Here is a 24,022-nt window from a genome sequence, read left to right on the forward strand (position 1 = left end):
TTCCCCGCCTGCCTACCGAGTAGGCAATAGCACCCGGAAGGGGTGACCTATGAACACGCGAGCCACGATCATCCACGCTTACCGGGTGCGACGCGGTTGGACGCAAAGGCAGCTTGCCGAGCGCCTCGCCGTCAGCCCGGCTGCGGTCGGGCACTGGGAGTCGGGCCGGAACAAGGTCTCTGACGGCTCCTGGGGCGCTGCCTGCTACCTGCTGGACGTAGACGTGAACGACGCCCTGAAGTCCTGCGAGACGGACGCTCAGCGCCGTCACGTTCTGATCGCTTACACGACCGCTTTCCCCGAGCTTGCTCGGATCGAGAAGGAGAACGCTTATGACTGCCGCTGAGGTCGAGAACGAGGCCGTGGAAGCCGCCGGGACCCCTGAGCCGGCCGAGGAGCCCTCGGAGGCTCCCCAGGTCCAAGAGCAGCCCGGGAAGCCCACAGGCGGCAGCGTCGCCGGTTCCGCACAGCAGCACTCGGAGCCGGGGCCGTCGATGGATGAGTACCGGGAGATGCAGGCCGCCCTTGCGGCCATGTCGCAGCAGATCGAGGAGCTGCGGACGAACCCGCCGTCGGTGCCCGTGCACATCGGTGAGGGCCGACCTGTGGGCGCGGCCTCCGGCACCGAAGCGCCTACTCCTCCGCAGTCTCAGGCGGCCCTGTTCCGGACTGCGCTCAACCGCGACTGACCCCCGCCGCATCAGGCGGCACCCATCGACTTTCAGGCCCCCGGCGTCCGCCGTAGGGGCCTTCTTTTATGAGAGGAGCCATCCACATGGCCGAGAACCCGAACACCCAGCTCCGTACTGGTAACGAGCAGCTCACCCCGACCGACCGGATCGCGAAGATCCTGCACGACCAGGTCGTCTCTGGCTCCGTGTTCCTGTCCGCCTTCGACAAGGTCACCACCGACAAGAAGGACGTGACCCTTCTCGTCGGCAACGAGGTCACCCGCGCCGGTGTCGTCGGTGAGAACAAGGAGATCCCGACCGCCGACACCGATCAGACCGAGGTCAAGTCCGAGCCGGTGAAGTACGCACAGATGCGGAAGATCTCGAACGAGGCAATCGCGGACACCACCCCGGGCATCCTTGAGCGCAACACGCGGAAGCTCGCCTCCGCCATCTACAAGGGCATCGACGAGGACTTCCTTACCGCCAAGGTTCAGACCGACAAGAACGCGACGGCCCCGACCGGCATCCTCAACGTGACCGGCCTTGAGTCGGCCGGTGAGGTCAAGGACAACCTTGACGCCGTGATGGACGCTAAGGCCGCTATTGCGGACGCCGAGGGCAACGCGTCGCTGTTCGTCATCCACCCGCTTGACGCTGCCGAGATGCGCAAGATCAAGGTGAAGCTGGCCGACAAGTCGGAAGGCAACTTCTACCTTCTTGCCGGTGACCAGATCGCTGACGGTCTGACCGTTATCGAGCACAAGGCGATGAAGAAGGGCATGGCCCTTATCGCGGACCGTGAGGCTGTTACCGCCGTCGTCCGCAAGACCATGGACGTGAAGCTCTTCGACCAGCGTTACGCCGAGTTCGACGCTACCGGCGTCCGTGGCACTTTCCGCGCCTCTTGGCTGGTTACCTCGGTCGCCAAGCTGCGCACGGTCAAGGTTCCGACTAAGGCTGCTGCCGAATCTAACTAACGCTACTTGTGAGGGCCCCGCGGAACGGTGCGGGGCCCTCTTTGTTGTGGAGGCAACATGTCTAACGATTACGACCCTGTTAGTGAGGGCTACGAGGACTTCATAGCCCTATACCCCCACCTTGAAGAGCAAGTGAAGAAGGAGCGCTACACGGCTCTTTACCGGGTAGCTCAGGGCGTTCTACAGGCCGAAGCGCCGGTAGTGGACTTCGGTTACTGGGCCGGGGAGCGCTATCAGTCCGCCATGGCTAAGCCCGAGGTGGGCTATCGGGGCGCTATGCACAACTTGATGAACCGGCTTATCGCCCGCTCCGTAGCCAACCCGAACCAGATCACTCAGCAGTCCACCGGCGACGCCTCTTACAGCGTCTCCCCGGGCAACGGCATGGGCATGCGGCTTACGGCCGCTGAGCGGCAGGAGCTAGCCCGGATCTTCGGGCAGCAGTTCCGAACTGTGTGGATGGCATGAGTGGTTGGAGTGCCGGCCGAGCCCGGCGAGGGTGGGCACGCAAGCGGCATCGGGTCATGGAGCGGGACGGCTTCCGCTGCTACGGCTGCAACGGCGAAGCCTCGGAGATAGACCACGTCCGCCCCCTGTGGGAGGGCGGTACGGATGACCTCTCGAACCTGGCTGCTGTCTGCAAGCCGTGCCACTCGACAAAGACCAAGACAGAGCGCGCTAAGGCCCGGTCATTGAAGTACAAGCCGGTTAAGCGGCTACGAGATCCGGAGGTGAATCCGTGGATCTAACGGGCGCACTCCTGCTTAACCGTAAGGTCGCCATTGTTTGGCCAACCATCAGCGATGACGGCTTTGACCAAAAGACCGACTACGACAAGCCGATTCACGCCGTGACTATCAGGGGCCGGCTGTCGAATCCTAAGACCACGGATGACAAGTGGTGGGACCTTGATACCGGCAAGCTCATCCTTGAACCCCCGGCCTTCCTTAACCTGCCTAAGGGGGCTAAGAAGCCCCGCTTTGAGCTTAAGCCTGACCCTGGTGTCGAAGGGCCTTCTTACTGGTACATGGACGGCAAGCCCATTGCCCGGCTAACCGACACCGGACACCTTAGTCACTGGTCTGTCCTCGTATCCAGGGCACGCTAATGACAGAAGAGCAACTCGACTACACGATGTGCTGCGCAATCTGCCAACACCCCAAGAAGCGGGCAGGTAACCACAAAGCCTGTAAGACGTGGGCTAAAGCCTCTCACGTACTTCGATGTGGTGGAGCAGCACTAGGCAGGAACAAGCACAGTGATGCACTAGAGCTTAAGAGGCTCAAGGCAAGGCTTATCGGAGCAAGCGAAACGCAAGATTACGTCGAGGTTCGAGAGCTACTCGAACCCTATCGTTCCGCCTATCTCAAAGAGTCCTAACCAATAGCACCCCCCTATGACTCCCCGGCCCCAAGAGGGCCCCTGACCAAGACGTAATAGAGCCTCGGCCTTCGAGGGGTGTTTTTTCTCAGATACCGACCTGATTGGAGGTCTCGTCATGCCTTACAAGGCAGACATAGCAAGGGTTAAGGCCCGTCTGGAAGCCATCATGGAGGCGACACCTAAGCAGCGCGGCTTGGCCTCACGGTCAGGTCCGGGCAAGTCCCTGATCTCTCACCCGCTCCTCGCTGAGGCGTCGCGGGCGGAGACGGACCTTCGTGGCTTCTACAAGCTTCAGCGGGACTACGAGCGGGATACCGCCGGAGTCGAGGCGGACACGACGGCCCCGCCGGAGTCGGATTGGCAGGGTCCGTGATCTGGGGAAGCGTGCCGGACGCGCTCCCTCAGCACAGCTTGGCCCCGTACGTGTACGACTGGTGTCGCCGGTACCTGATCCACGATGGGCGACCTTGGGAGTTCACTCCCGGGCAGCGGTTGTTCCTGTGGCACTACTACGGCCTTGACGAGGCCGGAGGGTGGACGTGGAAGGAGGCGGTCTACTCGGGCCCGAAGGGGGCCGGGAAGACGCCGTTCGCTGGTGCTGTGTGCCTGGCTGAGTTCCTGGGGCCGGTGCGGTTCGCAGGGTGGCTTCCTGACGGCCGCCCGAGGGCGCGGCCGGTGGACCCGCGCAAGGCCCTGGTGCAGATCGCTGCTGTCTCTCAGGACCAGTCGGCGAACACGACGATCCAGATCCGTTCGATGCTGTCGAAGCGTGCGATCCAGCGCTACGGCCTCAAGGTGGACACCAAGCAGGTGTCCTTCCGGGACAAGTCCATCCCGGGGAAGATCCACGCCGTGACGGCGTCGGGCGCTTCTCAGGAAGGCAACGTGCCGTCGTTCATCCTGTTCGACGAGGTGCACCACTGGCACACGTCCGAGGCCATACAGGTCTACGGGACCATGAGTCGGAACGCGCTCAAGGTCGGTACCCGTCCGATGGCGACGAGCAACGCCCACGTTCCGGGCCTCGGGTCCGTCATGGAGCGGCTCTACGACCACGTTGACGGGGCCCTCCGAGAGGGTAAGCCCACGTCCACTCTGTTCATGGCGCGGCAGGCGCCGGCCGACACGGATCTGACGACGGCCGCGGGGCTCCTCAAGGGCCTCAAGGAGGCTTACTCCGACGCAAGTTGGGCGGACATCGCCGGTATCGCTCAGCGGTTCATTGAGGGCAAGGAGTCAGTCTCGGACTTCCGCCGCTTCTTCCTCTCGCAGGTCGTAGACAACGGCGACCGGTGGGTGTCGCCGGTGGACGTGGACAAGGCCGTAACGACCGAGCGCCTTGAGCCCGGCACTCGGGTTGCCCTCGGCTTCGACGGGGCCCTGAAGCACGACTCCGTGGCCCTGGTGGCCTGTGAGATCGACTCTGACCGGTGCCACGAGGTAGCGGTGTGGGAGCGGCCCGAGGACGCGGGCAAGGACTACATCCACCCGTCCGCCGAGATCGACGCTGCGGTTCGCAACACCTTCGAGGACTACGAGGTGCAGGCGTTCTTCGCTGACGCCTACCTGTGGGACGCGTACGTGCGGAAGTGGTCAGCGGACCTGATGGCGCCGGTAGTGAACCGGCGAGGCAAGCGAGCTGTCCGCGCCTCCGGGTCGTGCGCCGTCGCCTACCCGATGGGCCAGAACCAACGTCGCTTCATCGAATCCGCCGAGTCACTACAGGATGCCTTCGCTAAAGGCATGGTGCGGGTTAGCGGTAAGCGTCTTGCCCGGCATTGCAAGAACGCTATGCGACAGGTTCGCCGCGAAGGAATCTTCCCGGCTAAGGCCCATAAGAGGTCGCCGGACAAGGTTGACGGAGTTCACGCGCTAAGCCTGGCCTGGGAAGCGCGCCAGAAGGTTATTGAGCAGGGTGTCAAGAACAGGCAGGTACCCACGGCTTACACCTACGAGTTTGAGGACTAAGACATGAAGCATGACATTGACAAGCTGCGGGAGTTCCGCAGCAAGGAGTACGGCCGGCTGTCGGTTATCGACTCTCGCATGGCCGGCTATCATCCGATCCCGTACGTGCCTGAGGAGCTTAAGCGGCACCTTAAGGCCCTCGTGGAACAGTCCAAGACGAACTGGCTCCCTAAGGTTGTTGAGGCGATCGGGGAGCGCCTGAACGTGGTGGGCTTCCGGGACCCGAACACCGGCAATGACGCCAAGGGCTGGGACCTGTTCGTCAAGAACGGAATGCAGGATCACCAGGACCTCGTTCACCGAGCCTCGCTTACGTACGGCGTCAGCTTCGTTCTGGTGCTTCCTCGCGGCGAGGAAGGCCCGTCCATCAAGGGCTTCTCCCCCATGCAGATGACGGCCATCTACGAGCGGGCGCAGGACCGCTTCCCGATGCTGGCCGGCTTCAAGACAAAGGTCTACAACGGCGGCGAGCCGGAGCTTGAAGAGTGGACGGTTATCGACCGTACGCACGTCCGCGTGTTCCTCGGAAACCCTGACGAGGCTGGGGATCAGTACAAGGAGACGGCCGCGTACGCACACGGTATGGGTGTGTGCCCTGTCGTGCGATTCGTTAACCAGGAGTCGTTCTCCGAGTCCCAGCCTCCGGTAAGCGAGGTCGAGCCGCTGTTCCCTATCCAGGAACGACTTACGAACCTTCACCTGGACATGGCCACTGCGGGTAAGTTCTCGGCGTTCCGACAGAAGTACGCAATCAACCTGGACCTTAAGCCGGGATCACTCAAGGCGAACCCGGGCGCTGTGTGGGCTGCACAGACGAACGGCGCGAGCGATGCGCCGGGCAAGTTCGGAGACTTCCCGGCTACACAGATGGATGGCTACAAGCAGGCCATTGAGCTCACGTTCAAGGAGTTTGCCGCTAGGTCGTCTCTGCCTATGCGAGCCATGTCTCCGGACATGGTCAACGTCTCCGGCGACGCTCTCGAATTCGCCGAGAAGGACCTGAACCAGAAGGTTGCCGACCGGCAGCGCTCGTACGGTCGAGCCTGGGCAACGGTGATGGGTCTGGCAGCTTTCGCGGCCGGTTATGTGAAGGCGTTCAGCATGAGCGCCAACGTCGTTTGGTACGACAATCGGTCTCACGATCCACTGTCCCTTTATCAGGGCCTGATGAACCTGAAGAACATCGGCTTCCCGACGCGGGTCCTCGTGGAGATGCTTCCGGCGGGCACGCTTACAGCCGATCAGATCTACGAGGTGAAGGCATTCTCTGACGACGATAAGCACGGCGTGGCGGCTAGGTGGCTGGGTTTTAGCGAGGACGGCCAGAAGTTCCTTAAGGAGCAGGAAGAGTTCATGACCGAGAAGTACCCGGATGAGTTCAAGGTCAAGGAGGCCGCGTAATGCGTACCCGTGTGCTGCCTCTCGGCGAGTACGTCGTTGGCGAGGCCCTGAAGCACTACCTCCCGAAGGCTGTCCGGGTCTCCCTCGTGCCCCCTGAGGGAGCCCTCAAGGGTCAGGCGGTCTACGTTCACCGCGTCGGCGGTGTGGCCCGGAACCCGGGCCAGGTGGACAACGGCATGTACGTCATCAACCTGTTCGCTCCCTCGTTCCGCGAGGCTGCTGAGCTCGGCCAGGCCGTACGGACCAGCCTGTATGAGGCTGAGCGGGACCAGTTCGCGGCTAAGGACGGCCGCTTGGGCAAGGTGACCGAGGTGGCCGCGCCGTCGCCCCTACCGCACGAGAACGACGGCGATCCGTTCACGGGGTACGCGAGCTACACGATCATCACTCGCTGATGCGAGTTGACGCTTCCGCGGTTGAGCCGGCACGAGCACTGACCTGCCATGTTCCGGGAGAGGCGTTCTCAACTCGATGTAGCGGAGCCCCACCCGGCCGACCGGGTGGGGCGGTCTCTCAGACGAAGCGGCGGTAGACCCGGATGGTGCTTTCCGCGACGCACACGGCGCCGTTCCGCAGGATCATCGTCCGGGTGGCTCCGGCCCTGTACCGAAGGTCAGCAATAGGGATCAGGTGCCCCCCGGCTAGGACGTGATCACCGACTTTGAGTTCGTGGGGCGGGCAGTCCACGGGAGCTGTACCGGGCGGGATACGGATGCGGTCACCTGGCTTGGTACGTGGGTCACGCTTCCGTAGGTTGCGGCAGGCACGGCTTCGGGCGATCCACTGGAACCCGCCCGCGTCCATGAGTCGAAGAACCTCAGGCGACGGGTAGAGCTTGACTACCTCTCCCCGTAACTGCCTCTCACGGTCGATCACCATGTCACCGAGGTAGTAGCGAGTCACGTTCCTTCTCCGCTGCGGGGGCGTCGGCGTACATCACGTCTGCGTGGTCGGTGACAACTCGGCGGAAGAGGTTGTGACCCGTGGCCCCGGAGTGGCGGAGGGCCCACCGCTGGGCAGGTTCCTGGTCGTCGTGGGGTCCGGAGCCCTGCCCGCACTGGTAGGCGGCACAGAAGACTTCCCAGCTGACGCCGGCCTCGGGCACGTGCTCTATCGAGAGGTCTTCGAAGCGGTAGACACTGCGGATCACTGACCCGCCCGCTTCCGGGCCCTAAGCACGCTCGACCCTGAGGGGTGGGGGTGCTGCCGGATCTCGATGTTGCAGTCAGTGACCCCGCTGGCGTTGCCCGCCGCCCGGAACTCCGACCGCTGTCCTGCCAGGGCCGCGCAGACATCGCACCCGGGGTAAGGCTCCGCGTCCGGCCGCTCGAACGGGTCTCGCTGCGGCACCTGCCGCCATAGCTGCTCAGCCGTCGCCGCCATCACGCACCCTTCCGCCAAGCCTGTGGAGTGTGCTCTAACCATCGGCCCGTGCAATTGCACGGCCTAGTGTGATCCGTAGTGTGAACCGACTTCAGGGAGCAGGGATTTCGCTGTCTAGTGCGACCTGTAGTGGCAAGGTGGGCGCATGGAAATCGGGGAGCTGATCAGGGATCTCCGCAAGGCTCGCGGCTGGAGTCAAGGGCGGCTAGCGTCAGCGGTCAATGAGGCGTACGGGACGACGCTCACGCGGGAGTACGTGAGCAACTGGGAGTGTTCCAAGGTGAAGCCGGGCGGCTTCTACCTTGCTGCCCTTTCGGCCGTTCTGGACGTACCCCTAGCTGTCCTGGAGAACGACGTGCAGCGACGTACCTTCCTCACCGATGTGGCCGGGGTCGCCATAGCCCCTGTGGTGGCCTCTGACCTGCTAGCCCAAGGGTTCGCCGCCCGCCTCGCTGGCGGGCCCTCCCCGGACGCCTGGGAAGCCAAGCTAGCCACCTACGGCACCGAGTACATGTCGATGGGTGCCGCCGACATTCAGCGCCGGGTGTCGGGTGAGCTTGTCGTTGTACAGCAGCAGCTCGACCAACCCCGACTGTGGTCGGTCGCTGCGAGGCTGATGACGTTGTACGCGAAGACGTTTCCGGGGTCGGACGGGACGAAGGCCGTCGAGTGGTATCGGCTGGCCGCGCAGGCTGCCGACGAGTCCGGCGACGCCGATACGCGGGTGTGGGTTCGGGGCCGTGCCGCCATCGCCCTCGGGTACGAGGGTGCGTCTCTCGGAGTCGCGGACGTGCTTGCCGACCAGGCTCTAGCCATCGGCTCTGACAAGCCTTCGCTAGGTCTGCTAAACGCGATCTACGGCAAGGCGCACGCTGCCGCCCTACGGGGCGACACTGCGACCGCTCACCGGCTGGACGACCAAGGCCGCCGGATCTTCGACACCGCCGGATCGTACGAGCAGACCTCTGACTACGCCGTGCCGTACTGGCGGCTGAACGTCTTCCGCTCGCTCCTCCTCGCCAGGCTCGGCGACGAGAAGGGGGCCGTCGAAGCCCAGGAGCAGGCCCGTACGGAGCTTCCGGAGGAGCTGCCGAGGTTCGCAACTCACCTGGAGTTGCACCGGGGTTTGATGCTGGCGCGGTCCGGGGACCGTGCCGGGGGTGTGGCCTACGCAGAGGCCGCGATGTCTGCCCTACCGCCGGAGAAGCACAGCCTCACGCTTCGGATGCTGGTGGAGGAGATCAGGAGCTGAGCGGATGACGAAGCAGCGCCGATTACCCGGCTCGGCGAGGGTGCGGTTAGGTTGTCAGCGAAGGGTGCCTTGCGCGGCCGCGCAGGTCCACGGGTGCACCCGGCGGCTGAAGTGCTCGGCGCCGAAGACCTGGACCGGCTCCCCGACCGCCACCGCCGTGCCGGGGGCGTTGGTGCCCATCGCCGTCTCCGCCCAGCGGGCGCCCGGCACGAAGCCGAGGCCCTCCGCACGCCGCATCGTGGCGGGTTCGCCCTCCACCCAGAGCAGGCTGCCCCGCGCGTCGCACACCGCCAGCAGATGGGCGCCGTCCGAGGCGAAGGCGCCCACGAGGTCCCGGAACAGGGGCAGTACCCGGGCCAGCGGGTGCTGCTCCCGGTACGACCGCAGTTCCGCCCCGGCCAGCTCCATCCGGGGCGCGCACTCCGGGCTGACCCGGGCCCGGGCGCAGCGGCGCCAGGACCTCGCGATGACCGCCCGCACCGGGGGCTCGACCCGCCCGTCCTGGGTGAACGCGGCGTGGGCCGCCCGTAGTTCCCGCGTCCGCTCGGCGGGGTCGGCCCCGCCCGGCAGAGCCACCGAAGGATCGTCCATGTCGCCCTCTCGCGGTGCCGTGGTACCCGGAGCGCCCCATCGTCGTACCGGCCCACCGCCCCGGCAAGCCGTGCGTCGGCCAGTGCGGGACGAAGCCCGGCCGGTCCCGGCCGGCAGGGCGCCCCGGCCTATTCCAGCTCCTCCTGGACCGTCCCCTGCTCGACCGGCTCCTCCGGGTCCAGTGCGGCCAGCGCGGCCGCGGGGTCCGTGGACGGCGGGCCGGCCGGGAGCCAGTGGTCCGCCGCGCGGCGGTACGGCCACCAGCGGCCCTCGCGGCCCAGGCGGAGCTGGCGGTTGCCGCCCTGTTCCGTCCAGCGGGACCGGACCCGGCGCAGCACGGGGGCCGGGGAGCCGGCGTCGGCCCCCTCGGCGTCGGCCCCGTCCGCCCCGACGGCCCAGGCCGACGCCAGCGCGGCCCTGGCCCGGGCGAGCGACGCCCGGTCGGGGGTCCAGTCCTCCTCCAGCACCGCGACGGCCTGTGCCCCGCCGAAGCCCCAGGCGAGGAGGGCCCGGTCCATGGCGGCCCGGTTCCTGCCGGAAGCCGCCGACAGGCGGGAGCGGACCCGAAGGTCGTGGGCCTGCGCCGTGAGCCGTACGGCGTCCTGCGCGAGCGTGGGCCCGGGCTGCGGGGCGCGCTCCGCGTGGGCCGGAGCGAGCGCCTCCGCGAGCAGCCGGTACGCCTGCGTCGCGGCCGCCTGCGCCAGGAACTCCACCCCGTCCACGTCCAGGCCCGGCGGCTCCGTCCCCGTCTCCGTGTCCAGCGTCGGAGGCTGGCCCGGCGCGTCCGGCAGCGCCGCGGGCGGGGGCAGCGGGGGCAGGGCGGAAGCCGCCGCGTAGACCTCGGACGCGAGGACACCGGCGCCGGGTGCGGAGCCGGCGGCGTCAGGAGATCCCGCCTCCGCCTCTGCCTCCGCTTCCGCCGAGCTGCGCTCCACGAGCTCGGCCACCAGACCGGTCTCCGCCCGCCCGCGGAGCAGCAGCAGCACGAACGGGTCCTCGTCCAGCAGCCGCGCCACCTGGTAGCAGAGCGCCGCCGTGTGCGGGCAGTGGTCCCACTCCTCGCAGTCGCAGCGCGGGTCGAGTTCCCCTATCCCGGGCAGCAGTTCCACCCCGGCGGCCGCCGCGTCCTCCACGAGCTCCGGCGGAACCTCCCGGTCGAGCAGCGCCGCGATGTGGCCGGACTCGGCGGCGGCCATCCCGAGCAGCCGGTCCCATTCCGCTTCCGTGAACTCCTGCACCAGCACGTCGGTCCGGTGCGCCGTCCCGTCCGGATCGCGCACCACGGCCGTCAGCCCGCCCGGCCGTACGGACACGGCGCCGACCGCACCCGAACGCGCGTACCGGCGGCCCTGCTTGACCTGTTGCCCGTCGAGCGCGCTGTCCTCCAGGGCGCGCAGCCAGGCATGGCCCCACCAAGTGCGGGCGAAGCCGCGGCCGGGGGCGGGCGGGAGCGGCGGGAAGGTCTTCTCGTACGGGTCCTGCGCGTACGGGTCCTGCGTATACGGGTCCTGCGGGGTCATCCGTGTCACTTCCCGGAGGCGGTCGGGCGGAGGGCGACGAGTGCGGCCAGCTCCGCGTCGCTCAGTTCGGTCAGCGCGGCCTCGCCGCCCGTGAGCACGGCGCCGGCCAGGGCCCGCTTGCGTGCGAGGAGTTCGGCGATGCGGTCCTCGACGGTGCCTTCGGCGATGATGCGGTGGACCTGGACGGGCTGGGTCTGGCCGATGCGGTAGGCGCGGTCGGTGGCCTGTTCCTCGACGGCCGGGTTCCACCAGCGGTCGTAGTGGATGACGTGCCCGGCGCGGGTGAGGTTGAGGCCGGTGCCGGCGGCCTTGAGGGAGAGCAGGAACACGGGCACCTCACCCGCCTGGAAGCGGTCCACGAGCTCCTCGCGGCGCGGAACGGGCGTCCCTCCGTACAGCAGTTGGGACGCGATGCCGCGCGCGGTCAGATGGCGTTCGATGATGCGGGCCATCGTCACGTACTGCGTGAAGACCAGCACCGAGCCGCCCTCGGCCAGGATCGTGTCGAGCAGCTCGTCGAGGAGCTCCAGCTTGCCGGAGGCCGTACCGGCGGACTCCTTCGTGCCGTGCTGCTCCTTCGTGTAAGGCTCCTTCGTGTACTGGGCGGGGTGGTTGCAGATCTGCTTGAGCGAGGTCAGCAGTTTGACGACGAGCCCGCGGCGCTCCATCCCGTCCGCTGCGGCGATCGCGGCGAGGGTCTCGCGCACGACCGCCTCGTACAGCGCGGCCTGTTCGCGGGTCAGGGACACCGCGTGGTCGGTCTCGGTCTTGGGCGGCAGTTCGGGGGCGATCCCCGGGTCCGACTTCTTGCGGCGGAGAAGGAACGGCCGGACGAGCGCCCCGAGCCGGGCCGCCGCCCGCGGGTCGCGGCCGCTCTCGACCGGCTCGGCGTAGCGCGTGCGGAAGGTGCCGAGGCGGCCGAGGAGACCGGGCGTGGTCCAGTCGAGGACGGCCCACAGCTCGGACAGGTTGTTCTCCACCGGGGTACCGGTGAGGGCCACGCGGGCGGCCGAGGGGATGGTGCGCAGGGCCTTGGCGGTAGAGGAGCGCGGGTTCTTGACGTGCTGGGCCTCGTCGGCGACGACCATGCCCCAGCGCACGGCGGCGAGCCGGGGCGCGTCCAGGCGCATGGTTCCGTAGGTGGTGAGGACGAACTCCCCGGCGGGCCGGCCGGTCAGGTCGTCGAGCTCGCGGCCGGCGCCGTGGAAGCGGCGCACCGGAGTGCCGGGGGCGAACCGCTCGATCTCGCGCTGCCAGTTGCCGAGCAGCGAGGCCGGGCAGACCACCAGCGTCGGGCCCTCGTGCCCGTGCTCCTGGCGGTGCAGGTGCAGGGCGATCAGGGTGACGGTCTTGCCGAGGCCCATGTCGTCGGCGAGGCAGGCGCCGAAGCCGAGTCCGGTCAGGCGGGCGAGCCAGCGCAGGCCGCGGAGCTGGTAGTCCCGCAGGGAGGCGCGGAGGGCTGCCGGTGCCTGTACGGCGTCGGCGGGCGCGTCGCCCTGAGCACCCCGCTCGGGTTCCGCCTGCTGGGGTTCCGCCCGCTCGGGGTCGGTGGTGAGGAGGGTGCGGAGCCGCTCCAGCGGACCGGCGGCCTCCACGTCGTACCGCGTGCCGTCGAGCTCCGCCGTGCCGGTCAGTACGGCCGCCAGCGCGTCGGCGGCCGTCACCTCGCGGACCTGGCGGGCGAGGGCACGGGTCCGGCGGGCCTCGGCCGGATCGATCAGGACCCACTGGTCGCGCAGCCGGACCAGCGGCCGCTTCGCCTCGGCGAGCCGGTCCAGCTCGTCGGCGGTCAGATCGCCCTGGCCGCCCAGGGCGTAGCGCCAGCCGACGGGGTGCGCGGAGGTGGTGGAGAGCGGGCCGGCCGGGCCCGGCGGGCCGGAGCCGGCGGCGGGCCCGCCCACGACGGCCCGCATGGTGAGCGTACGGGCGAGCCCGCGCGGCCAGTGCACCTGCACCCCGTCGGCCGCCAGGGCTCCGGCGGCCTCCCCGAGCAGCTCCACGACCTCCTCGTCGGCGAGGTCCACGGCGTCGGGGACGGCGGCGCCGAGCAGGGGCGCGAGCGGCGGCCACAGCCGGGCGGCGCGGCGCAGCGCCCGGAGCGCGTCCAGGCGGGCACGGGGCGGGAAGGCGGCCGCGGCGGGTCCGGAGCCGGCCCAGACGTCGGCCGCGTCCGCGACGAGCGCGGCGTCGGCGAGGCCGTGCATCTGCAGGACGGCACGGAAGGCGGCGGGCCGGGCGTCCGGGTCCACCTCGATGCGGAGCGAGACGCGCACCCCGGCGTCGTGCCCGGCCGCCACCTCCGCGGCCCAGTCGCGCAGTTCGGGGTGGAGCCGGGCCGGGCGGGCGGCGTAGGCCGACCCGCCGGCGGCGGCGGGTGCGGCGGGGGAGCGGGGCAGGGTGTCGGCGACGGCGTCGAGGAAGGCGCGCAGCAGCGGCTCCGGGGCGGGCAGCCGTGGCGGTGCGGCGGGATCGCCCTGGCCGCCGTTGGGCGGTGCGGCGGCGGTGGCGCTGGCGCTGGCGGTGGCGGTGGCGGTTGCCGAGGCCGTGGCCGTGGCGCCGGGGTCCACCGGTACGCAGTGCGCGTCGGGCGGCATGGCCGCCGCGAGCTCCCGTACCTCCGCCAGGGCGGCCGCGTCCAGCGGCCCGAGCCGCCAGGCGTCGTACCCGGCGGGACTCAGGCCGGGCAGTAGCAGCCCGCGGGCGGCGAAGCGCAGGGCCAGCAGGGCGGCGGCGCCCCAGAACGGCGTGGCCCCGGCCGATGCGGCGGACCGGACCCGGGTGAGCAGGGGCAGGGCTTCGGCGAGGGGCAGGACGAGGGCCGTCACGGTGGTGTGCCGCAGGTCGGGCGTGATGACGGTGAGCTGCTCGGTGGTGCCCCGGCCGTCGAGGTGGAGGCCTTCGTCCGGGTCCAGCCGCCAGAAGGCGATGCGGCTTTCACGGGCGGGTTCGGCGGGCAGGAAGACGGCGGAGCAGGGGATGAGACCGGAGATCGTCGGGAGCACGCATTCCTCAAACTTGACTACTGGAGGCGAGGTGGCCGAGGGTAACCCACCCGCGGCCGCCCCGGCCCGCGACGACACCGTGACCCGGGTCACGTCCGCCTCGGGGTGGGCGAGAAGAGAAGGGAAGAGAAGAAGTGCGGTGCGGGAACGCGGGGGCGGGAGCGCGCGTTGTGCGGGGTAGTGGCCGAGCCGTCGGAGAAAGAGGGTGCCGCAGATGTCCACGAGCGGAAAGATCGCGGTTGCCGGTGTGGTGGCAGCCATCGTGCTGTTCTGGGCAGTCGGTTTCTGGGCCGGACTGCTGGTCCTGATCGGCGTCCCCGTGGCCGCCTACCTGCTGTTGGACTCCTCCCAGCGTCGTAGGCTGCGGGGTATATCCAGGAAGCAGATCGGCCGCTGACGGCGGCAGGGGGGTCAACCATGGGCACGGGAAGCACGGGAAGCACGGGAAGCACGGGAAGCACGGGAAACACGGCAGGCGCCGCACGCACGGCAGGCGCGGCGCAGGTCGCGGCCGTCAGCAGCAACGGGGTCTATTCGTTCACCAAGCCCACGCGCGGGAGCATCAGGCTCCTCGAAGGGCTCGGGGTCGAGGGGGACGTCCACGCGGGGGTCACGGTCAAGCACCGTTCCCGGGTGGCCCAGGACCCCACGCAGCCGAATCTCCGTCAGGTGCACCTGATCCACCGGGAGCTCTTCGAGGAGGTGGCCGGGGCCGGTCACCACGTCGAACCGGGCCAGCTCGGGGAGAACGTCACCACCGAGGGCATCGACCTGCTCGCCCTGCCGGCCGGCACCCTGCTGCGCCTCGGCGCGGACGCGGTGGTCGAGGTGACCGGGCTGCGCAATCCGTGCCTGCAGATCGACAACTTCCAGCACGGGCTGCTCAAGCAGGTGGTGGGCCGGGACGACGAGGGCAACCTGATCCGCAAGGCCGGAATCATGGGCGTGGTCCACCGGGGCGGCACCATCCACCCCGGCGACACCATCGAGGTCACCCTCCCGCCGACGCCGCACGTCCCGCTCGACCGGGTCTGACCTCAGATCAGCCGAGCCAGGCCCGAAGACGCTCGCTGAGCACCACGTCGTGGGGCAGCCGTTCCAGCTCGTGCGCAGGCACGTCCACCCCGTGCTGCCCCAGGACACCGGACAGGTAGCCCCAGTGTCCGGCGGCCATCTCTTCCTGCGTCATGCCGTCGAAGGGCTCGTCCGGCCCGACGACCGTCCGGGCCGTCTCCTGGATGTCCTCCGTGGAGGTCCGCGCGGGCAGGCCCGACGGGCCCGAACTGCTCCAGCCGCGGTCGTCGAGCAGCACCACGCTGCGGCCGTCGGCGAGTACGGCCTCCAGCCGGGCCGACACCGCCAGCTGCCGGGCGTTCGTGTTGCCGGCGTCCAGATCGGTGTAAGTCACCAAGCGGCTCACCACGGTCATGCCGCACCCCTGCCTCGAGCCTCGCGCCACGGCCTGCCGCACGCACGCGCACCTGCCGACGGAACCCCGGAGCCTACACTCGGCGCCCCGCTCCCACCCCGCGCGACGCAGTGGGGCGGGCCGGTTCGTGCACCCCGGCAACGCTCACCCGGGCAACGCTCACCCCGGCAACGCTCACCCCGGCAACGCTCACCCGGGCAACGCTCACCCCGGCAACGCTCGCGCAGGCAACGCTCACCCGGGCAACGCTCACCCGGGCAACGCTCACCCCGGCAACGCTCACCCCGGCAACGCTCGCGCAGGCAACGCTCACGCGGGCAACGCTCACCCGGGCAACGCTCACCCCGGCAACGCTCACCCCGGCAACGCTCGCGCAGGCAACGCTCACCCGGGCAACGCGCACCCGGGCAACGCTCACCCGGGCAACGCTCACCCCGGCAACGCTCAGGCGGGCCGTAGGGCGACCCGGTCCAGGGCCGCCAGCAGCTCCGACAGCTCCGGAAGCTTTCCGTGGGCCTCGTGCGGTACGGCCAGCACCTCGCTCGGCTGCTCGTCGAGCAGGACGAAGGCGGCCCCGTCCGTCCGGGCCACCAGCGACCACCCGGGTCCGTCGGCGCGCAGTGTCCGCGCCTCTTCCCCCGCGAAGGCCGACCGGACCCTGCCGGGTGGCGGCGGGCTCTGCGTGTACCCCAGGGCTTCCTCCAGGGCCCGTGCCAGCCCCGGGTGCGCGGCGGCCGCGGCCCCGCCGTCCGTCGCCACGCGCTCGCTCCAGTCGGTCCACTCCCGGGCGATCTGGTCGGCTCCCATGCGCCGCTGCACCGGACCCCAGACCTCGGCCGACGGCGGGGACAGCGGCACCCGCCCCGTGCCGTCCGCGCCCTGCTCGGGATCGTGCGGGTCGGGTATCCCGGCCGTGGCCACCGTGAGGTCCAGCGGCCAGCCGGCCAGCGAGACCACGATGGACCGTTCGTCGGGGGACAGGTCGTACTCCATCCCGCAGTCCCACGAGGCGATGGCCGTGGCCACGAGCGAGACGTCGTCGATCACGACCGTCCAGCGCGCGCCCTCCTCGTCCTGCCCCATCACCAGGCCGTACCCGGCCGCTGCCGACGGCACGCCGAGCAGCGAGCAGGCCTCGGGATAGTCGTCACCCAGGATGCTCGGGAACTGCGCGGGGGTCAGCAGCACGGCGGTCAGCACGTACAGCGAACCGCCGTCCTCCTCTTCGGACACGTGACCTCCCGGTCGTTCTCTCGTCGGCGCACCCTAACCAGCGAGTAACCACCGCGTCGAGAGGTGGCGGGAGACGATTTCCGGGCCCGCCACCTGCACGGAGGGCCGGCCGCCCGGCACGGACGCGGTCCGGCGCGATGCCGACGGCGTGCCGCGACGCTCAGGAAGAACGGACCGCCAGCGCGAGGAAGCGGGAGTCCTCGTCGGCGTACGAGGTCAGCCGCCAGCCCGAACCGGCGAGCAGCGGGCCGAGGTTGTGCTCGGCGCGCATGTCGTCCGGGGTGAGCTCGCGGCCGTGGCGCGCCGCGAGGGCCGCCCGGCCGATGGGGTGGAACAGGGCGAGCCGTCCGCCCGGGCGGACGACGCGGGCGAGCTCGCGCAAGTTGGCCCCGGGGTCGGGCAGATGGGCGATGAGGCCGGCGGCGAACACGGCGTCCAGCACCCCGTCGCGCAGCGGCAGCCGGGCCACGTCCGCCAGCAGCAGGGCGCCCTCCGCGTCCCGGCCGGCCTCGTGCGCGGCGGCCAGCATCTGCGGGGTGACATCGGCGCCGAGCACCGTGCCCGACGGGCCGACGGCCGCGCGGAGCGCGGTGAGCGCACGGCCGGTGCCGCAGCCCGCGTCGAGCACCCGGTCACCGGGGCGCAGCCCGAACTCGCCCACGGCGGTGAGGAAGGCGGGCCCGTCCCCGGGGAACTTGCGGTCCCAGGCGGCCGCGCGCGCCCCGAAGAACTCCTGGACGTGGCCGCGGTCCCGGGTCTGATCCCCGGGCCGTTCCTGAGCCCGGTCCTGAACCTGCTCCCCGGAGCGTTCCTGCACCTGCTCCCGGGAGCGTTCCTGAGCCCGGTCCTGCGGCCCGTTCCGGGTGGGGTCCTGTGTGCGGTCTTCGCTCATGTGCCCATGATCCCTCACCCACGCTCCGGCACATGCCTGCGGAACGTGTGCAAGGTGGTACGCGGCGTGATCGAAGAAGAACGTATCTCTGTCATATTCCAGCAGTTCCAGTGGCTTTCGAAATGCGGCCCGTGTTCGCTCCCTCACCCGGACTAGCTTCCGTGGCCATGGGACACCTGGACCACGCCGCCTATGGCTGGCTTACCCCCGCGCTGTCATACGTGATGGCTTCGATCGGCGCCGCCCTCGGCCTGCGCTGCACCGTTCGCGCGCTCGCCGCGACGACCGGAACCTCCCGCCGCAACTGGCTCCTCACGGCGGCCTCGGCCATCGGCACCGGGATCTGGACGATGCACTTCGTCGCCATGCTCGGCTTCCACGTCACGGGGACCGAGATCCGCTACAACGTGCCGCTGACCATCCTCAGCCTCCTCGTCGCGATGATCGTCGTCGGCGCCGGAGTGTTCGCCGTCGGCTACGGCAAGGACCGCGGCCGGGCCCTGGTCGTCGGCGGCCTCACCACCGGCCTCGGCGTCGCCAGCATGCACTACCTCGGCATGGCGGCCCTGCGCCTGCACGGCTCGGTCTCCTACGCGCCGCTCACCGTCGGGCTCTCGGTCGCCATCGCGGTCGTCGCGGCCACGGCCGCCCTGTGGGCCGTCCTGAACATCAAGTCCCCGGTGGCCGTGGCCGTCGCCTCGCTCGTGATGGGCGCCGCCGTCAGCAGCATGCACTACACCGGCATGCTCGCGGTCGCCGTCGAGGTCACGCCCTCGGACGCGGCCCTGCCGGGCGCCACCGCGATGCAGTTCATCTTCCCGCTCGCCGTCGGCCTCGGCTCCTACCTCTTCATCACCTCCGCGTTCGTCGCCCTCTCGCCGACCGCCGACGAGCGGGAGGCCTCCGCGGTGGCCTCCGCCGACCTGCGCCTGGGAGAGCGGGCCGCCGCCGCGCCCACCGGCTGAGGCGTGACGGCCCCCGGCGAGGCCGCCACCCCGCCCCGTCGATGCCGCCATCACGCCGACGCGGGCACACCACCGCCCCCACCCGCGGACCACCGTCACCGCCCCCGCGCCCGTCACGTACGTACGCACCGCCCGGAACGAGGAGCCCATGCGCAGACCCCGCAGAACACCGGAAGCAGCGGCGTCGCGGCCGCCCGCGCCGGCGGGCGGCCGCGCCAAGGGTCCGGGCCGCCGGGCGCACGCCGGACCGCCCGCCGAGGAGCCGGTGGGCCGCGCGGCCTCCGGGATGCCCGGGGCGATATCCGGCGCGGCCGGGGGCGGCGGCGGAGGTCCGCGCCTGCGGCTGCGTCCCGCCACCGTCCGGGCGAAGATCGTCTCGCTGCTGATGGTGCCGGTGGTCTCCCTCCTCGCCCTGTGGGCCTTCGCGACCGTCGACGCGGCCCAGGACGTCGCCCGCCTCAGCCGTGTCCAGCGCGTCGACCGGGAACTGCGGGCCCCGGTCGACGCCGCCGTCTCCGCGCTGCAGGCCGAACGGCGCACGGCGGCACGGCTGCTGGCCGATCCCACCAGCGGCCAGGCGGCCGCCGCCCAGGCCCCCGGGCAGGCCGCCGCCCTGGACGAACAGGCGCGCCGGACCGACGGCTCCGTACGGGCCCTGCGGCTCGGCGACAGCAACACCGTGGCCGACTCCGGCGACTACCGCACCGACATCGTCATCCGGCTGCGCGCCTTCGTCGCCGCCGCCGAGGGACTGGGCCCGGTGCGCAAGGACGTCGCCGCCCACCGGGCGACCCCGGAAGCGGCGTACGAGACGTACAGCCGGGTGATCGACACGGCGCTGGAGGTCGGCGGAGCCCTCTCCGGAGGAGGCGAGGACGCCGAACTGGGCGTCGACGCCAGGATCCTGCTGGAGTTCGCGCGGGCCGGGGAGCAGTTGTCGCGGGAGGACGCCCTGCTGACGGCGCCGGGGCCGCGCACCGCCGAAACGCTTCGCCGGCTCACCGGCGCGGTCGAGACCCGGCGGGCCCTGACCGCCTCCGCCGCCCGGGACCTTCCCGCCGCGCAGCAGGACGCCTGGCAGTCCGTCGCGAAGAGCGCCGCCTACGCCGAGCTCACCGGGGCCGAGGACCGGGCGCTGGCCGCCGCGGGCGGCGCGGGCGCCGCGGGTCCGCCCGCCGGCTGGGAGGCCGCGTACACCTCGGTCGCCGGTTCGATGCGGGAGATCGGGGACGCCGCCCACGCGGCCTCCGCGGACCGCGCCGACCCGTTCGGCGCGGGTGCGCTGAGTCCCGCCGGAGCCGCCGTCCTCCTGGGCCTGGCCGCCGTCGCCGCCTCGCTCGTCATCTCGGTCCGCATCGGCCGGGCCCTCGTCGTCGAGCTGGTCTCCCTGCGCAACACCGCGCTGGAGATCGCCCACCGCAAACTCCCGCGGGCCATGGACCGGTTGCGGGCCGGCCAGGACATCGACGTGGCCGCCGAGACCCCGCGGGGTCCGGCCGCGGACGACGAGATCGCCCAGGTCGGCGAGGCCCTGGACACGGTCCACCGGGCCGCGCTGAGCGCCGCCGTCGAACGCGCCGAACTGGCCAGCGGCGTGAGCGGGGTCTTCGTCAACCTCGCCCGGCGCAGCCAGGTCCTGGTGCACAAGCAGCTCACCCTGCTCGACTCGATGGAGCGGCGCGCCGACGACCCGAACGAGCTCGGCGACCTCTTCCGGCTCGACCACCTCACGACCCGGATGCGGCGGCACGCGGAAAGCCTGATCATCCTGTCGGGCGCCGCTCCCGGGCGCGCGTGGCGGATGCCGATCCCGCTGACGAATGTCGTACGGGCCGCGGTTTCCGAGATCGAGGACTATCCGCGCGTCGAGGTCCGCCAGCTCGCCGAGGCCGCGGTCGTCGGCGGAGCCGTCGCCGACCTCACCCACCTGCTGGCCGAACTCATCGAGAACGCGACCCAGTTCTCCCCGCCCCACACGAAGGTCCGGGTCAGCGGGGAGCCCGTCGGCGCGGGCTACGTCCTGGAGGTCGAGGACCGGGGGCTCGGCATGGGCCGGGAATCCCTCCAGGAGGCGAACCGCCGCATCGAGCAGTCCGAGGCCCTCGACCTCTTCGACAGCGACCGGCTCGGGCTCTTCGTGGTCAGCCGCCTCTCGGCCCGCCACGGTGTGAAGGTGCACCTGCGCATGTCACCGTACGGCGGCACCACGGCCGTGGTGCTCCTCCCCAACTCCCTGCTCCAGGGCGCCCTGACGGCCGCCGCCCCGCAGCCCGAGGCCGAGCACACCGCGGCCCCGGCCACGGCGCCGACCCCGATTCCGGAGCCGGTCACCGAACCGGTACGGGAGCGGTTCCGGGAGGCTTCCCAGGCCATCAGCGTCGTACGGGACGACGCGCGCGGGGTCCCGGTCCCGGACCGGAGCCCCGTACGGGAGGAACCGCGGCCCTCCCCGGTGGCCCCGCTGCGGCCGCGCGGCTCCGCGGGCGCGGCTCCCCGTACGCCCGCCCCGGCGGTCACGGCGGCCACCCCGGGCTCATCGGCGCCGTCGAGGTCGGCCCCCTCGGGCCCGGCCGCCACGGTCACCGAACTGCCGCGCCGGGTCCGGCAGGCGAGCCTCGTCCCGCAGCTGCGCGAGGCCCCTTCCCCCAAGGCCCCGGCCGGTGTCCGGGGGGCGGAGGGGCCGCCCGGCCGGAGCCCCGAGCAGGCGCGCGAGCGGATGGCGGCGTACCGGGCCGGCTGGGTGCGGGGCACCCAGGCGAGCGGCGAGGCCGGGGCATCCGGTCCGGGCGGTGCCGGGCCGACGGGGCCCACGGGCGGCACAGGCAGTACTGGCGAAGGCGAAGGAGCACGATGATGATCGAACATCAGAGGATCGACCTCGACGGCGCCCGCAGGTCGGGCGAACTCGACTGGCTGCTGGACGACCTCGTGGTCCGGGTGCACGAGGTCCGGCACGCCGTGGTCCTGTCCAACGACGGCCTGGCGGTGGGCGCCTCCAGCGCACTCAGCAGGGAGGACGCCGAGCACCTGGCGGCCGTGGCATCCGGCTTCCACAGCCTGGCCAAGGGCGCGGGCCGGCACTTCCACGCCGGGGGCGTGCGCCAGACGATGGTCGAGATGGACGAGGGCTTCCTCTTCGTGGCGGCCGCCGGAGACGGCTCCTGCCTGGCCGTGCTCAGCGGGGCCGGAGCCGACATGGGGCTGATCGCCTACGAGATGGCCCGGCTGGTCAAGCGGGTCGGCGAGCACCTCTACACCCCGGCCCGGTTCGCGGCGCGCCCGCCGGCCGCCGGTTGAGGGCGGCGGCCTTGAGCACGAACGGCCAGTGGTACGACGCCGACGCGGGCCCGCTCGTCCGTCCGTACGCCATGACGGGTGGACGGACAAAGCCGGGACCCCACGGGGTCCGCTTCGACCTGATCGCGCTGGTCGTCGTGGACCCGGCCGGAACGGACGAGGCGGCGGAGTCGCTGCTGGGACCGGAGCACCGGGCGCTGCTCGGCCTGTGCCGGGACGAGACCCAGTCCGTGGCCGAACTCGCGGCGGACGCGGACCTGCCCGTGGGCGTCGTGCGCGTACTGCTCGGGGACCTGCTGGAGGCCGGGCACGTCAAGGTCAGCCGGCCGGTGCCGCCCGCACAGCTGCCGGACGAGCGGATTCTGCGTGAAGTCATCGAGGGATTGCGAGCGCTGTGATGGGACTGCAGGACAAAGGGCCGGCGCCGGCCGCCGAGGGCGGCGAGGAACTGGCCGCCCTCGCGCTGAAGATACTCGTGGCGGGCGGCTTCGGTGTCGGCAAGACGACCCTGGTCGGTTCGGTCAGCGAGATCCGGCCGCTGCGCACCGAGGAACTCCTCAGCGAGGCGGGCGAGCTGGTCGACGACACGGGAGGGGTCGACCAGAAGACGACCACGACCGTGGCCATGGACTTCGGGCGGATCACGATCAGGTCGGGTCTGTCGCTCTACCTGTTCGGGACCCCGGGACAGGACCGGTTCTGGTTCCTGTGGGACGAGCTGTCGCAGGGCGCGCTCGGCGCGGTGGTCCTCGCCGACACGCGGCGCCTGGAGGACTGCTTCCCCGCGGTGGACTACTTCGAGCACCGCGGGATCCCGTTCGTGGTGGCCGTCAACTGCTTCGCGAACGCGCGGCGTTACGCCTCGAACGAGGTCGCGCGGGCGCTGGACCTGGACCAGGGGACGCCGGTGGTGCTGTGCGACGCGCGCGACAAGGACTCGGGGAAGGAAGTGCTGATCCGGCTGGTGGAGTACGCGGGCCGGGTGCACACGGCGCGCCTGCTGGAATCCGTGGAACCGCGGGCCGATTCGGTGTGAACCGGCCCGCGGCGGGGGCGCGTCGCGGGCGTGGCGCGGGGCCCGGCGGCGCTGCGGGAGGACGGCGCCGTGGGGGACGCCGTCAGTCGGCCACGCCGGCGGCCGAGATCACCTTGTCGATGCGGACGCGCACGAGCAGCTCCCCGGCGACGGCGTTGCGGCGGCCGAAGGCCTCGCCGTTCTCCGCACCCATGTAGCGGGCGCCGATCCTGGTCGACCAGGGCAGCATCGCGTCCAGGTCCTCGCTGATCTCCGCCCGGCCCTGGAGGACGACGTAGGCGAAGGGCGGCCGGTCGTCGTCCACGCAGAGGGCGACGCGCCCGTCGCGGGCCAGATTGCGCCCCTTGACGGTGTCCTTCCCGGTGTTGAACACGAAGGAGTCGCCGTCGAGAACGAACCAGATGGGAGCGATGTGCGGGCTTCCGTCCTCACGGACGGTGGACAGTTTTCCGGTGCGGGTGGAGTGGGAGACGAACTCCCGCCATTCCTCTTGAGTCATCTTCTTCACCATGGGCCCATCCTCCTTGCCGGAAAGCCGCTGGTGGGGAAGGCTGGCGGCACGACCATGCGGGGTGGGGCGCGGCCGGCCCGGCCGCGTCGACGGGGAGGGACTGGATATGGCGCTGGACAAGCAGCTGGACTGGCTGCTGGACGACTTGACGCGGCGGGTGCAGCAGGTGCGGCACGCGGTGGTGCTCTCCAACGACGGCCTGGTGACGGGCGCGAGCGCGGGGCTGGCACGGGAGGACGCGGAGCACCTGGCGGCCGTCGCGGCGGGACTGCAGAGCCTGGCGAAGGGCTCGGGGCGGCACTTCCGGGCGGGCGAGGTCCGCCAGACGATGGTCGAGTACGACGACGGGGTCCTGTTCGTCATGGCGGCGGGTGCCGGTAGCTGCCTGTGCGTGCTGAGCGCCTCCGAGGCCGACATCGGGCACGTGGCGTACGAGATGACGCTGCTGGTGAACCGGGTGGGCGAGCACCTCGGTGTCGCGGAGCGGCGGATCACCGGCGGCTGAGGG

The 24,022-nt window shown here is 70.7% G+C and carries 24 protein-coding genes and 2 pseudogenes; 18 read left to right on the plus strand and 8 right to left on the minus strand.

Translation table 11 applies throughout. The features are described 5' to 3' along the window. The first annotated feature begins 49 nt into the window (after positions 1-49). The 8 genes from ACWCP2_RS01110 to ACWCP2_RS01145 all read left to right on the plus strand — a co-directional run bounded on the left by ACWCP2_RS01110 (position 50) and on the right by ACWCP2_RS01145 (position 6,798). Complete coding sequence (locus ACWCP2_RS01110) at positions 50-346, plus strand: helix-turn-helix transcriptional regulator (protein WP_450906473.1); 297 nt, start codon at positions 50-52, stop codon at positions 344-346. Next, positions 333-689 (plus strand): hypothetical protein, encoded by a 357-nt coding sequence (locus ACWCP2_RS01115; protein ID WP_450906474.1) that lies wholly within the window; start codon positions 333-335, stop codon positions 687-689. Before ACWCP2_RS01110 ends, ACWCP2_RS01115 begins: the two co-directional genes overlap by 14 nt. 86 nt (positions 690-775) lie before the next feature. Beyond that, entirely contained in the window at positions 776-1,651 is an 876-nt protein-coding gene (locus tag ACWCP2_RS01120) for a phage major capsid family protein (protein WP_450906475.1), read from the plus strand. A 57-nt stretch (positions 1,652-1,708) separates the two neighbouring features. Then, positions 1,709-2,119 (plus strand): hypothetical protein, encoded by a 411-nt coding sequence (locus tag ACWCP2_RS01125; protein ID WP_450906476.1) that lies wholly within the window; start codon positions 1,709-1,711, stop codon positions 2,117-2,119. A 56-nt stretch (positions 2,120-2,175) separates the two neighbouring features. Further along, complete coding sequence (locus tag ACWCP2_RS01130) at positions 2,176-2,400, plus strand: HNH endonuclease (RefSeq protein WP_450906477.1); 225 nt, start codon at positions 2,176-2,178, stop codon at positions 2,398-2,400. Between the two features lie 1,018 nt (positions 2,401-3,418). After that, a complete protein-coding gene (locus ACWCP2_RS01135; protein WP_450906478.1) occupies positions 3,419-5,002 on the plus strand; it encodes a hypothetical protein in 1,584 nt (527 codons plus the stop codon). Positions 5,003-5,005: 3 nt separating this feature from the next. Then, entirely contained in the window at positions 5,006-6,403 is a 1,398-nt protein-coding gene (locus ACWCP2_RS01140) for a phage portal protein (protein WP_450906479.1), read from the plus strand. Continuing rightward, positions 6,403-6,798 (plus strand): hypothetical protein, encoded by a 396-nt coding sequence (locus ACWCP2_RS01145; protein WP_450906480.1) that lies wholly within the window; start codon positions 6,403-6,405, stop codon positions 6,796-6,798. The genes ACWCP2_RS01140 and ACWCP2_RS01145 overlap by 1 nt, the downstream gene beginning before the upstream one ends. 485 nt (positions 6,799-7,283) lie before the next feature. On the opposite strand, the gene ACWCP2_RS01150 is transcribed toward ACWCP2_RS01145, so the two are convergent. Then, a complete protein-coding gene (locus tag ACWCP2_RS01150; protein ID WP_450906481.1) occupies positions 7,284-7,553 on the minus strand; it encodes a DUF7848 domain-containing protein in 270 nt (89 codons plus the stop codon). 378 nt (positions 7,554-7,931) lie between these two features. On the opposite strand from ACWCP2_RS01150, the gene ACWCP2_RS01155 reads away from it, so the two are divergent. Then, positions 7,932-9,038 (plus strand): helix-turn-helix domain-containing protein, encoded by a 1,107-nt coding sequence (locus tag ACWCP2_RS01155; protein ID WP_450906482.1) that lies wholly within the window; start codon positions 7,932-7,934, stop codon positions 9,036-9,038. Between the two features lie 72 nt (positions 9,039-9,110). Here ACWCP2_RS01155 and ACWCP2_RS01160 read toward each other — a convergent pair. From ACWCP2_RS01160 to ACWCP2_RS01170, 3 genes and pseudogenes are all read right to left on the minus strand, one after another. Beyond that, positions 9,111-9,629 (minus strand): annotated as a pseudogene (locus ACWCP2_RS01160) (transcriptional regulator); the annotation flags it as partial. Between the two features lie 128 nt (positions 9,630-9,757). Continuing rightward, entirely contained in the window at positions 9,758-11,149 is a 1,392-nt protein-coding gene (locus ACWCP2_RS01165) for an SWIM zinc finger family protein (RefSeq protein ID WP_450906483.1), read from the minus strand. Between the two features lie 5 nt (positions 11,150-11,154). Then, complete coding sequence (locus ACWCP2_RS01170; RefSeq protein ID WP_450906683.1) at positions 11,155-14,127, minus strand: DEAD/DEAH box helicase; 2,973 nt, start codon at positions 14,125-14,127, stop codon at positions 11,155-11,157. 238 nt (positions 14,128-14,365) lie between these two features. Here ACWCP2_RS01170 and ACWCP2_RS01175 point away from each other — a divergent pair, with 238 nt between their 5' ends. Further along, entirely contained in the window at positions 14,366-14,548 is a 183-nt protein-coding gene (locus tag ACWCP2_RS01175; RefSeq protein WP_266875995.1) for a hypothetical protein, read from the plus strand. A gap of 20 nt (positions 14,549-14,568) precedes the next feature. Further along, the gene (locus ACWCP2_RS01180) at positions 14,569-15,186 is read left to right on the plus strand and encodes an MOSC domain-containing protein (protein ID WP_450906484.1); all 618 of its coding nucleotides are present in this window, start codon (positions 14,569-14,571) and stop codon (positions 15,184-15,186) included. Positions 15,187-15,193: 7 nt separating this feature from the next. Here the strand turns inward: ACWCP2_RS01180 and ACWCP2_RS01185 are convergent, their stop codons facing one another. Next, entirely contained in the window at positions 15,194-15,580 is a 387-nt protein-coding gene (locus tag ACWCP2_RS01185; RefSeq protein WP_450906485.1) for a hypothetical protein, read from the minus strand. Positions 15,581-15,690: 110 nt separating this feature from the next. Here ACWCP2_RS01185 and ACWCP2_RS01190 point away from each other — a divergent pair. Next, positions 15,691-15,849 (plus strand): annotated as a pseudogene (locus ACWCP2_RS01190) (pentapeptide repeat-containing protein); the annotation flags it as partial. 175 nt (positions 15,850-16,024) lie between these two features. Here the strand turns inward: ACWCP2_RS01190 and ACWCP2_RS01195 are convergent. Together ACWCP2_RS01195 and ACWCP2_RS01200 are read right to left on the minus strand one after the other, a co-directional pair. Next, complete coding sequence (locus tag ACWCP2_RS01195; protein WP_450906486.1) at positions 16,025-16,813, minus strand: hypothetical protein; 789 nt, start codon at positions 16,811-16,813, stop codon at positions 16,025-16,027. A gap of 160 nt (positions 16,814-16,973) precedes the next feature. After that, complete coding sequence (locus ACWCP2_RS01200) at positions 16,974-17,705, minus strand: class I SAM-dependent methyltransferase (RefSeq protein ID WP_450906487.1); 732 nt, start codon at positions 17,703-17,705, stop codon at positions 16,974-16,976. Between the two features lie 167 nt (positions 17,706-17,872). Here ACWCP2_RS01200 and ACWCP2_RS01205 point away from each other — a divergent pair, with 167 nt between their 5' ends. The 5 genes from ACWCP2_RS01205 (at position 17,873) to ACWCP2_RS01225 (ending at position 23,003) form a co-directional block, all read left to right on the plus strand. Beyond that, entirely contained in the window at positions 17,873-18,670 is a 798-nt protein-coding gene (locus ACWCP2_RS01205; RefSeq protein ID WP_450906488.1) for an MHYT domain-containing protein, read from the plus strand. Positions 18,671-18,818: 148 nt separating this feature from the next. Then, complete coding sequence (locus ACWCP2_RS01210; protein WP_450906489.1) at positions 18,819-21,524, plus strand: sensor histidine kinase; 2,706 nt, start codon at positions 18,819-18,821, stop codon at positions 21,522-21,524. Further along, on the plus strand, positions 21,524-21,967 hold the full coding sequence (locus ACWCP2_RS01215) for a roadblock/LC7 domain-containing protein (protein ID WP_450906684.1): 444 nt from the start codon (positions 21,524-21,526) through the stop codon (positions 21,965-21,967). The genes ACWCP2_RS01210 and ACWCP2_RS01215 overlap by 1 nt, the downstream gene beginning before the upstream one ends. Before the next feature lie 71 nt (positions 21,968-22,038). Beyond that, entirely contained in the window at positions 22,039-22,365 is a 327-nt protein-coding gene (locus ACWCP2_RS01220; RefSeq protein ID WP_254381858.1) for a DUF742 domain-containing protein, read from the plus strand. Then, positions 22,365-23,003, plus strand: coding sequence for a GTP-binding protein (locus ACWCP2_RS01225; RefSeq protein ID WP_450906685.1), 639 nt, complete (start codon positions 22,365-22,367; stop codon positions 23,001-23,003). The genes ACWCP2_RS01220 and ACWCP2_RS01225 overlap by 1 nt, the downstream gene beginning before the upstream one ends. 82 nt (positions 23,004-23,085) lie before the next feature. On the opposite strand, the gene ACWCP2_RS01230 is transcribed toward ACWCP2_RS01225, so the two are convergent. Further along, on the minus strand, positions 23,086-23,514 hold the full coding sequence (locus tag ACWCP2_RS01230; RefSeq protein ID WP_450906490.1) for a PPOX class F420-dependent oxidoreductase: 429 nt from the start codon (positions 23,512-23,514) through the stop codon (positions 23,086-23,088). A 106-nt stretch (positions 23,515-23,620) separates the two neighbouring features. Here ACWCP2_RS01230 and ACWCP2_RS01235 point away from each other — a divergent pair, with 106 nt between their 5' ends. Then, on the plus strand, positions 23,621-24,019 hold the full coding sequence (locus tag ACWCP2_RS01235) for a roadblock/LC7 domain-containing protein (protein WP_243340556.1): 399 nt from the start codon (positions 23,621-23,623) through the stop codon (positions 24,017-24,019). Positions 24,020-24,022 lie beyond the last annotated feature (3 nt).

Source organism: Streptomyces sp. NPDC002104 (genome assembly GCF_053593795.1).

What these genes read in the sequence shown, in the direction of transcription:
- ACWCP2_RS01110 (WP_450906473.1), top strand. Translation starts at nt 50, where the DNA reads ATGAACACGCGAGCCACGATCATCCACGCTTACCGGGTGCGACGCGGT.
- ACWCP2_RS01115 (WP_450906474.1), top strand. Translation starts at nt 333, where the DNA reads ATGACTGCCGCTGAGGTCGAGAACGAGGCCGTGGAAGCCGCCGGGACC.
- ACWCP2_RS01120 (WP_450906475.1), top strand. Translation starts at nt 776, where the DNA reads ATGGCCGAGAACCCGAACACCCAGCTCCGTACTGGTAACGAGCAGCTC.
- ACWCP2_RS01125 (WP_450906476.1), top strand. Translation starts at nt 1,709, where the DNA reads ATGTCTAACGATTACGACCCTGTTAGTGAGGGCTACGAGGACTTCATA.
- ACWCP2_RS01130 (WP_450906477.1), top strand. Translation starts at nt 2,176, where the DNA reads ATGGAGCGGGACGGCTTCCGCTGCTACGGCTGCAACGGCGAAGCCTCG.
- ACWCP2_RS01140 (WP_450906479.1), top strand. Translation starts at nt 5,006, where the DNA reads ATGAAGCATGACATTGACAAGCTGCGGGAGTTCCGCAGCAAGGAGTAC.
- ACWCP2_RS01145 (WP_450906480.1), top strand. Translation starts at nt 6,403, where the DNA reads ATGCGTACCCGTGTGCTGCCTCTCGGCGAGTACGTCGTTGGCGAGGCC.
- ACWCP2_RS01155 (WP_450906482.1), top strand. Translation starts at nt 7,932, where the DNA reads ATGGAAATCGGGGAGCTGATCAGGGATCTCCGCAAGGCTCGCGGCTGG.
- ACWCP2_RS01165 (WP_450906483.1), bottom strand. Translation starts at nt 11,149, where the DNA reads ATGACCCCGCAGGACCCGTATACGCAGGACCCGTACGCGCAGGACCCG.
- ACWCP2_RS01175 (WP_266875995.1), top strand. Translation starts at nt 14,366, where the DNA reads ATGTCCACGAGCGGAAAGATCGCGGTTGCCGGTGTGGTGGCAGCCATC.
- ACWCP2_RS01180 (WP_450906484.1), top strand. Translation starts at nt 14,569, where the DNA reads ATGGGCACGGGAAGCACGGGAAGCACGGGAAGCACGGGAAGCACGGGA.
- ACWCP2_RS01185 (WP_450906485.1), bottom strand. Translation starts at nt 15,580, where the DNA reads ATGACCGTGGTGAGCCGCTTGGTGACTTACACCGATCTGGACGCCGGC.
- ACWCP2_RS01200 (WP_450906487.1), bottom strand. Translation starts at nt 17,705, where the DNA reads ATGAGCGAAGACCGCACACAGGACCCCACCCGGAACGGGCCGCAGGAC.
- ACWCP2_RS01205 (WP_450906488.1), top strand. Translation starts at nt 17,873, where the DNA reads ATGGGACACCTGGACCACGCCGCCTATGGCTGGCTTACCCCCGCGCTG.
- ACWCP2_RS01210 (WP_450906489.1), top strand. Translation starts at nt 18,819, where the DNA reads ATGCGCAGACCCCGCAGAACACCGGAAGCAGCGGCGTCGCGGCCGCCC.
- ACWCP2_RS01215 (WP_450906684.1), top strand. Translation starts at nt 21,524, where the DNA reads ATGATCGAACATCAGAGGATCGACCTCGACGGCGCCCGCAGGTCGGGC.
- ACWCP2_RS01220 (WP_254381858.1), top strand. Translation starts at nt 22,039, where the DNA reads ATGACGGGTGGACGGACAAAGCCGGGACCCCACGGGGTCCGCTTCGAC.
- ACWCP2_RS01225 (WP_450906685.1), top strand. Translation starts at nt 22,365, where the DNA reads ATGGGACTGCAGGACAAAGGGCCGGCGCCGGCCGCCGAGGGCGGCGAG.
- ACWCP2_RS01230 (WP_450906490.1), bottom strand. Translation starts at nt 23,514, where the DNA reads ATGGTGAAGAAGATGACTCAAGAGGAATGGCGGGAGTTCGTCTCCCAC.
- ACWCP2_RS01235 (WP_243340556.1), top strand. Translation starts at nt 23,621, where the DNA reads ATGGCGCTGGACAAGCAGCTGGACTGGCTGCTGGACGACTTGACGCGG.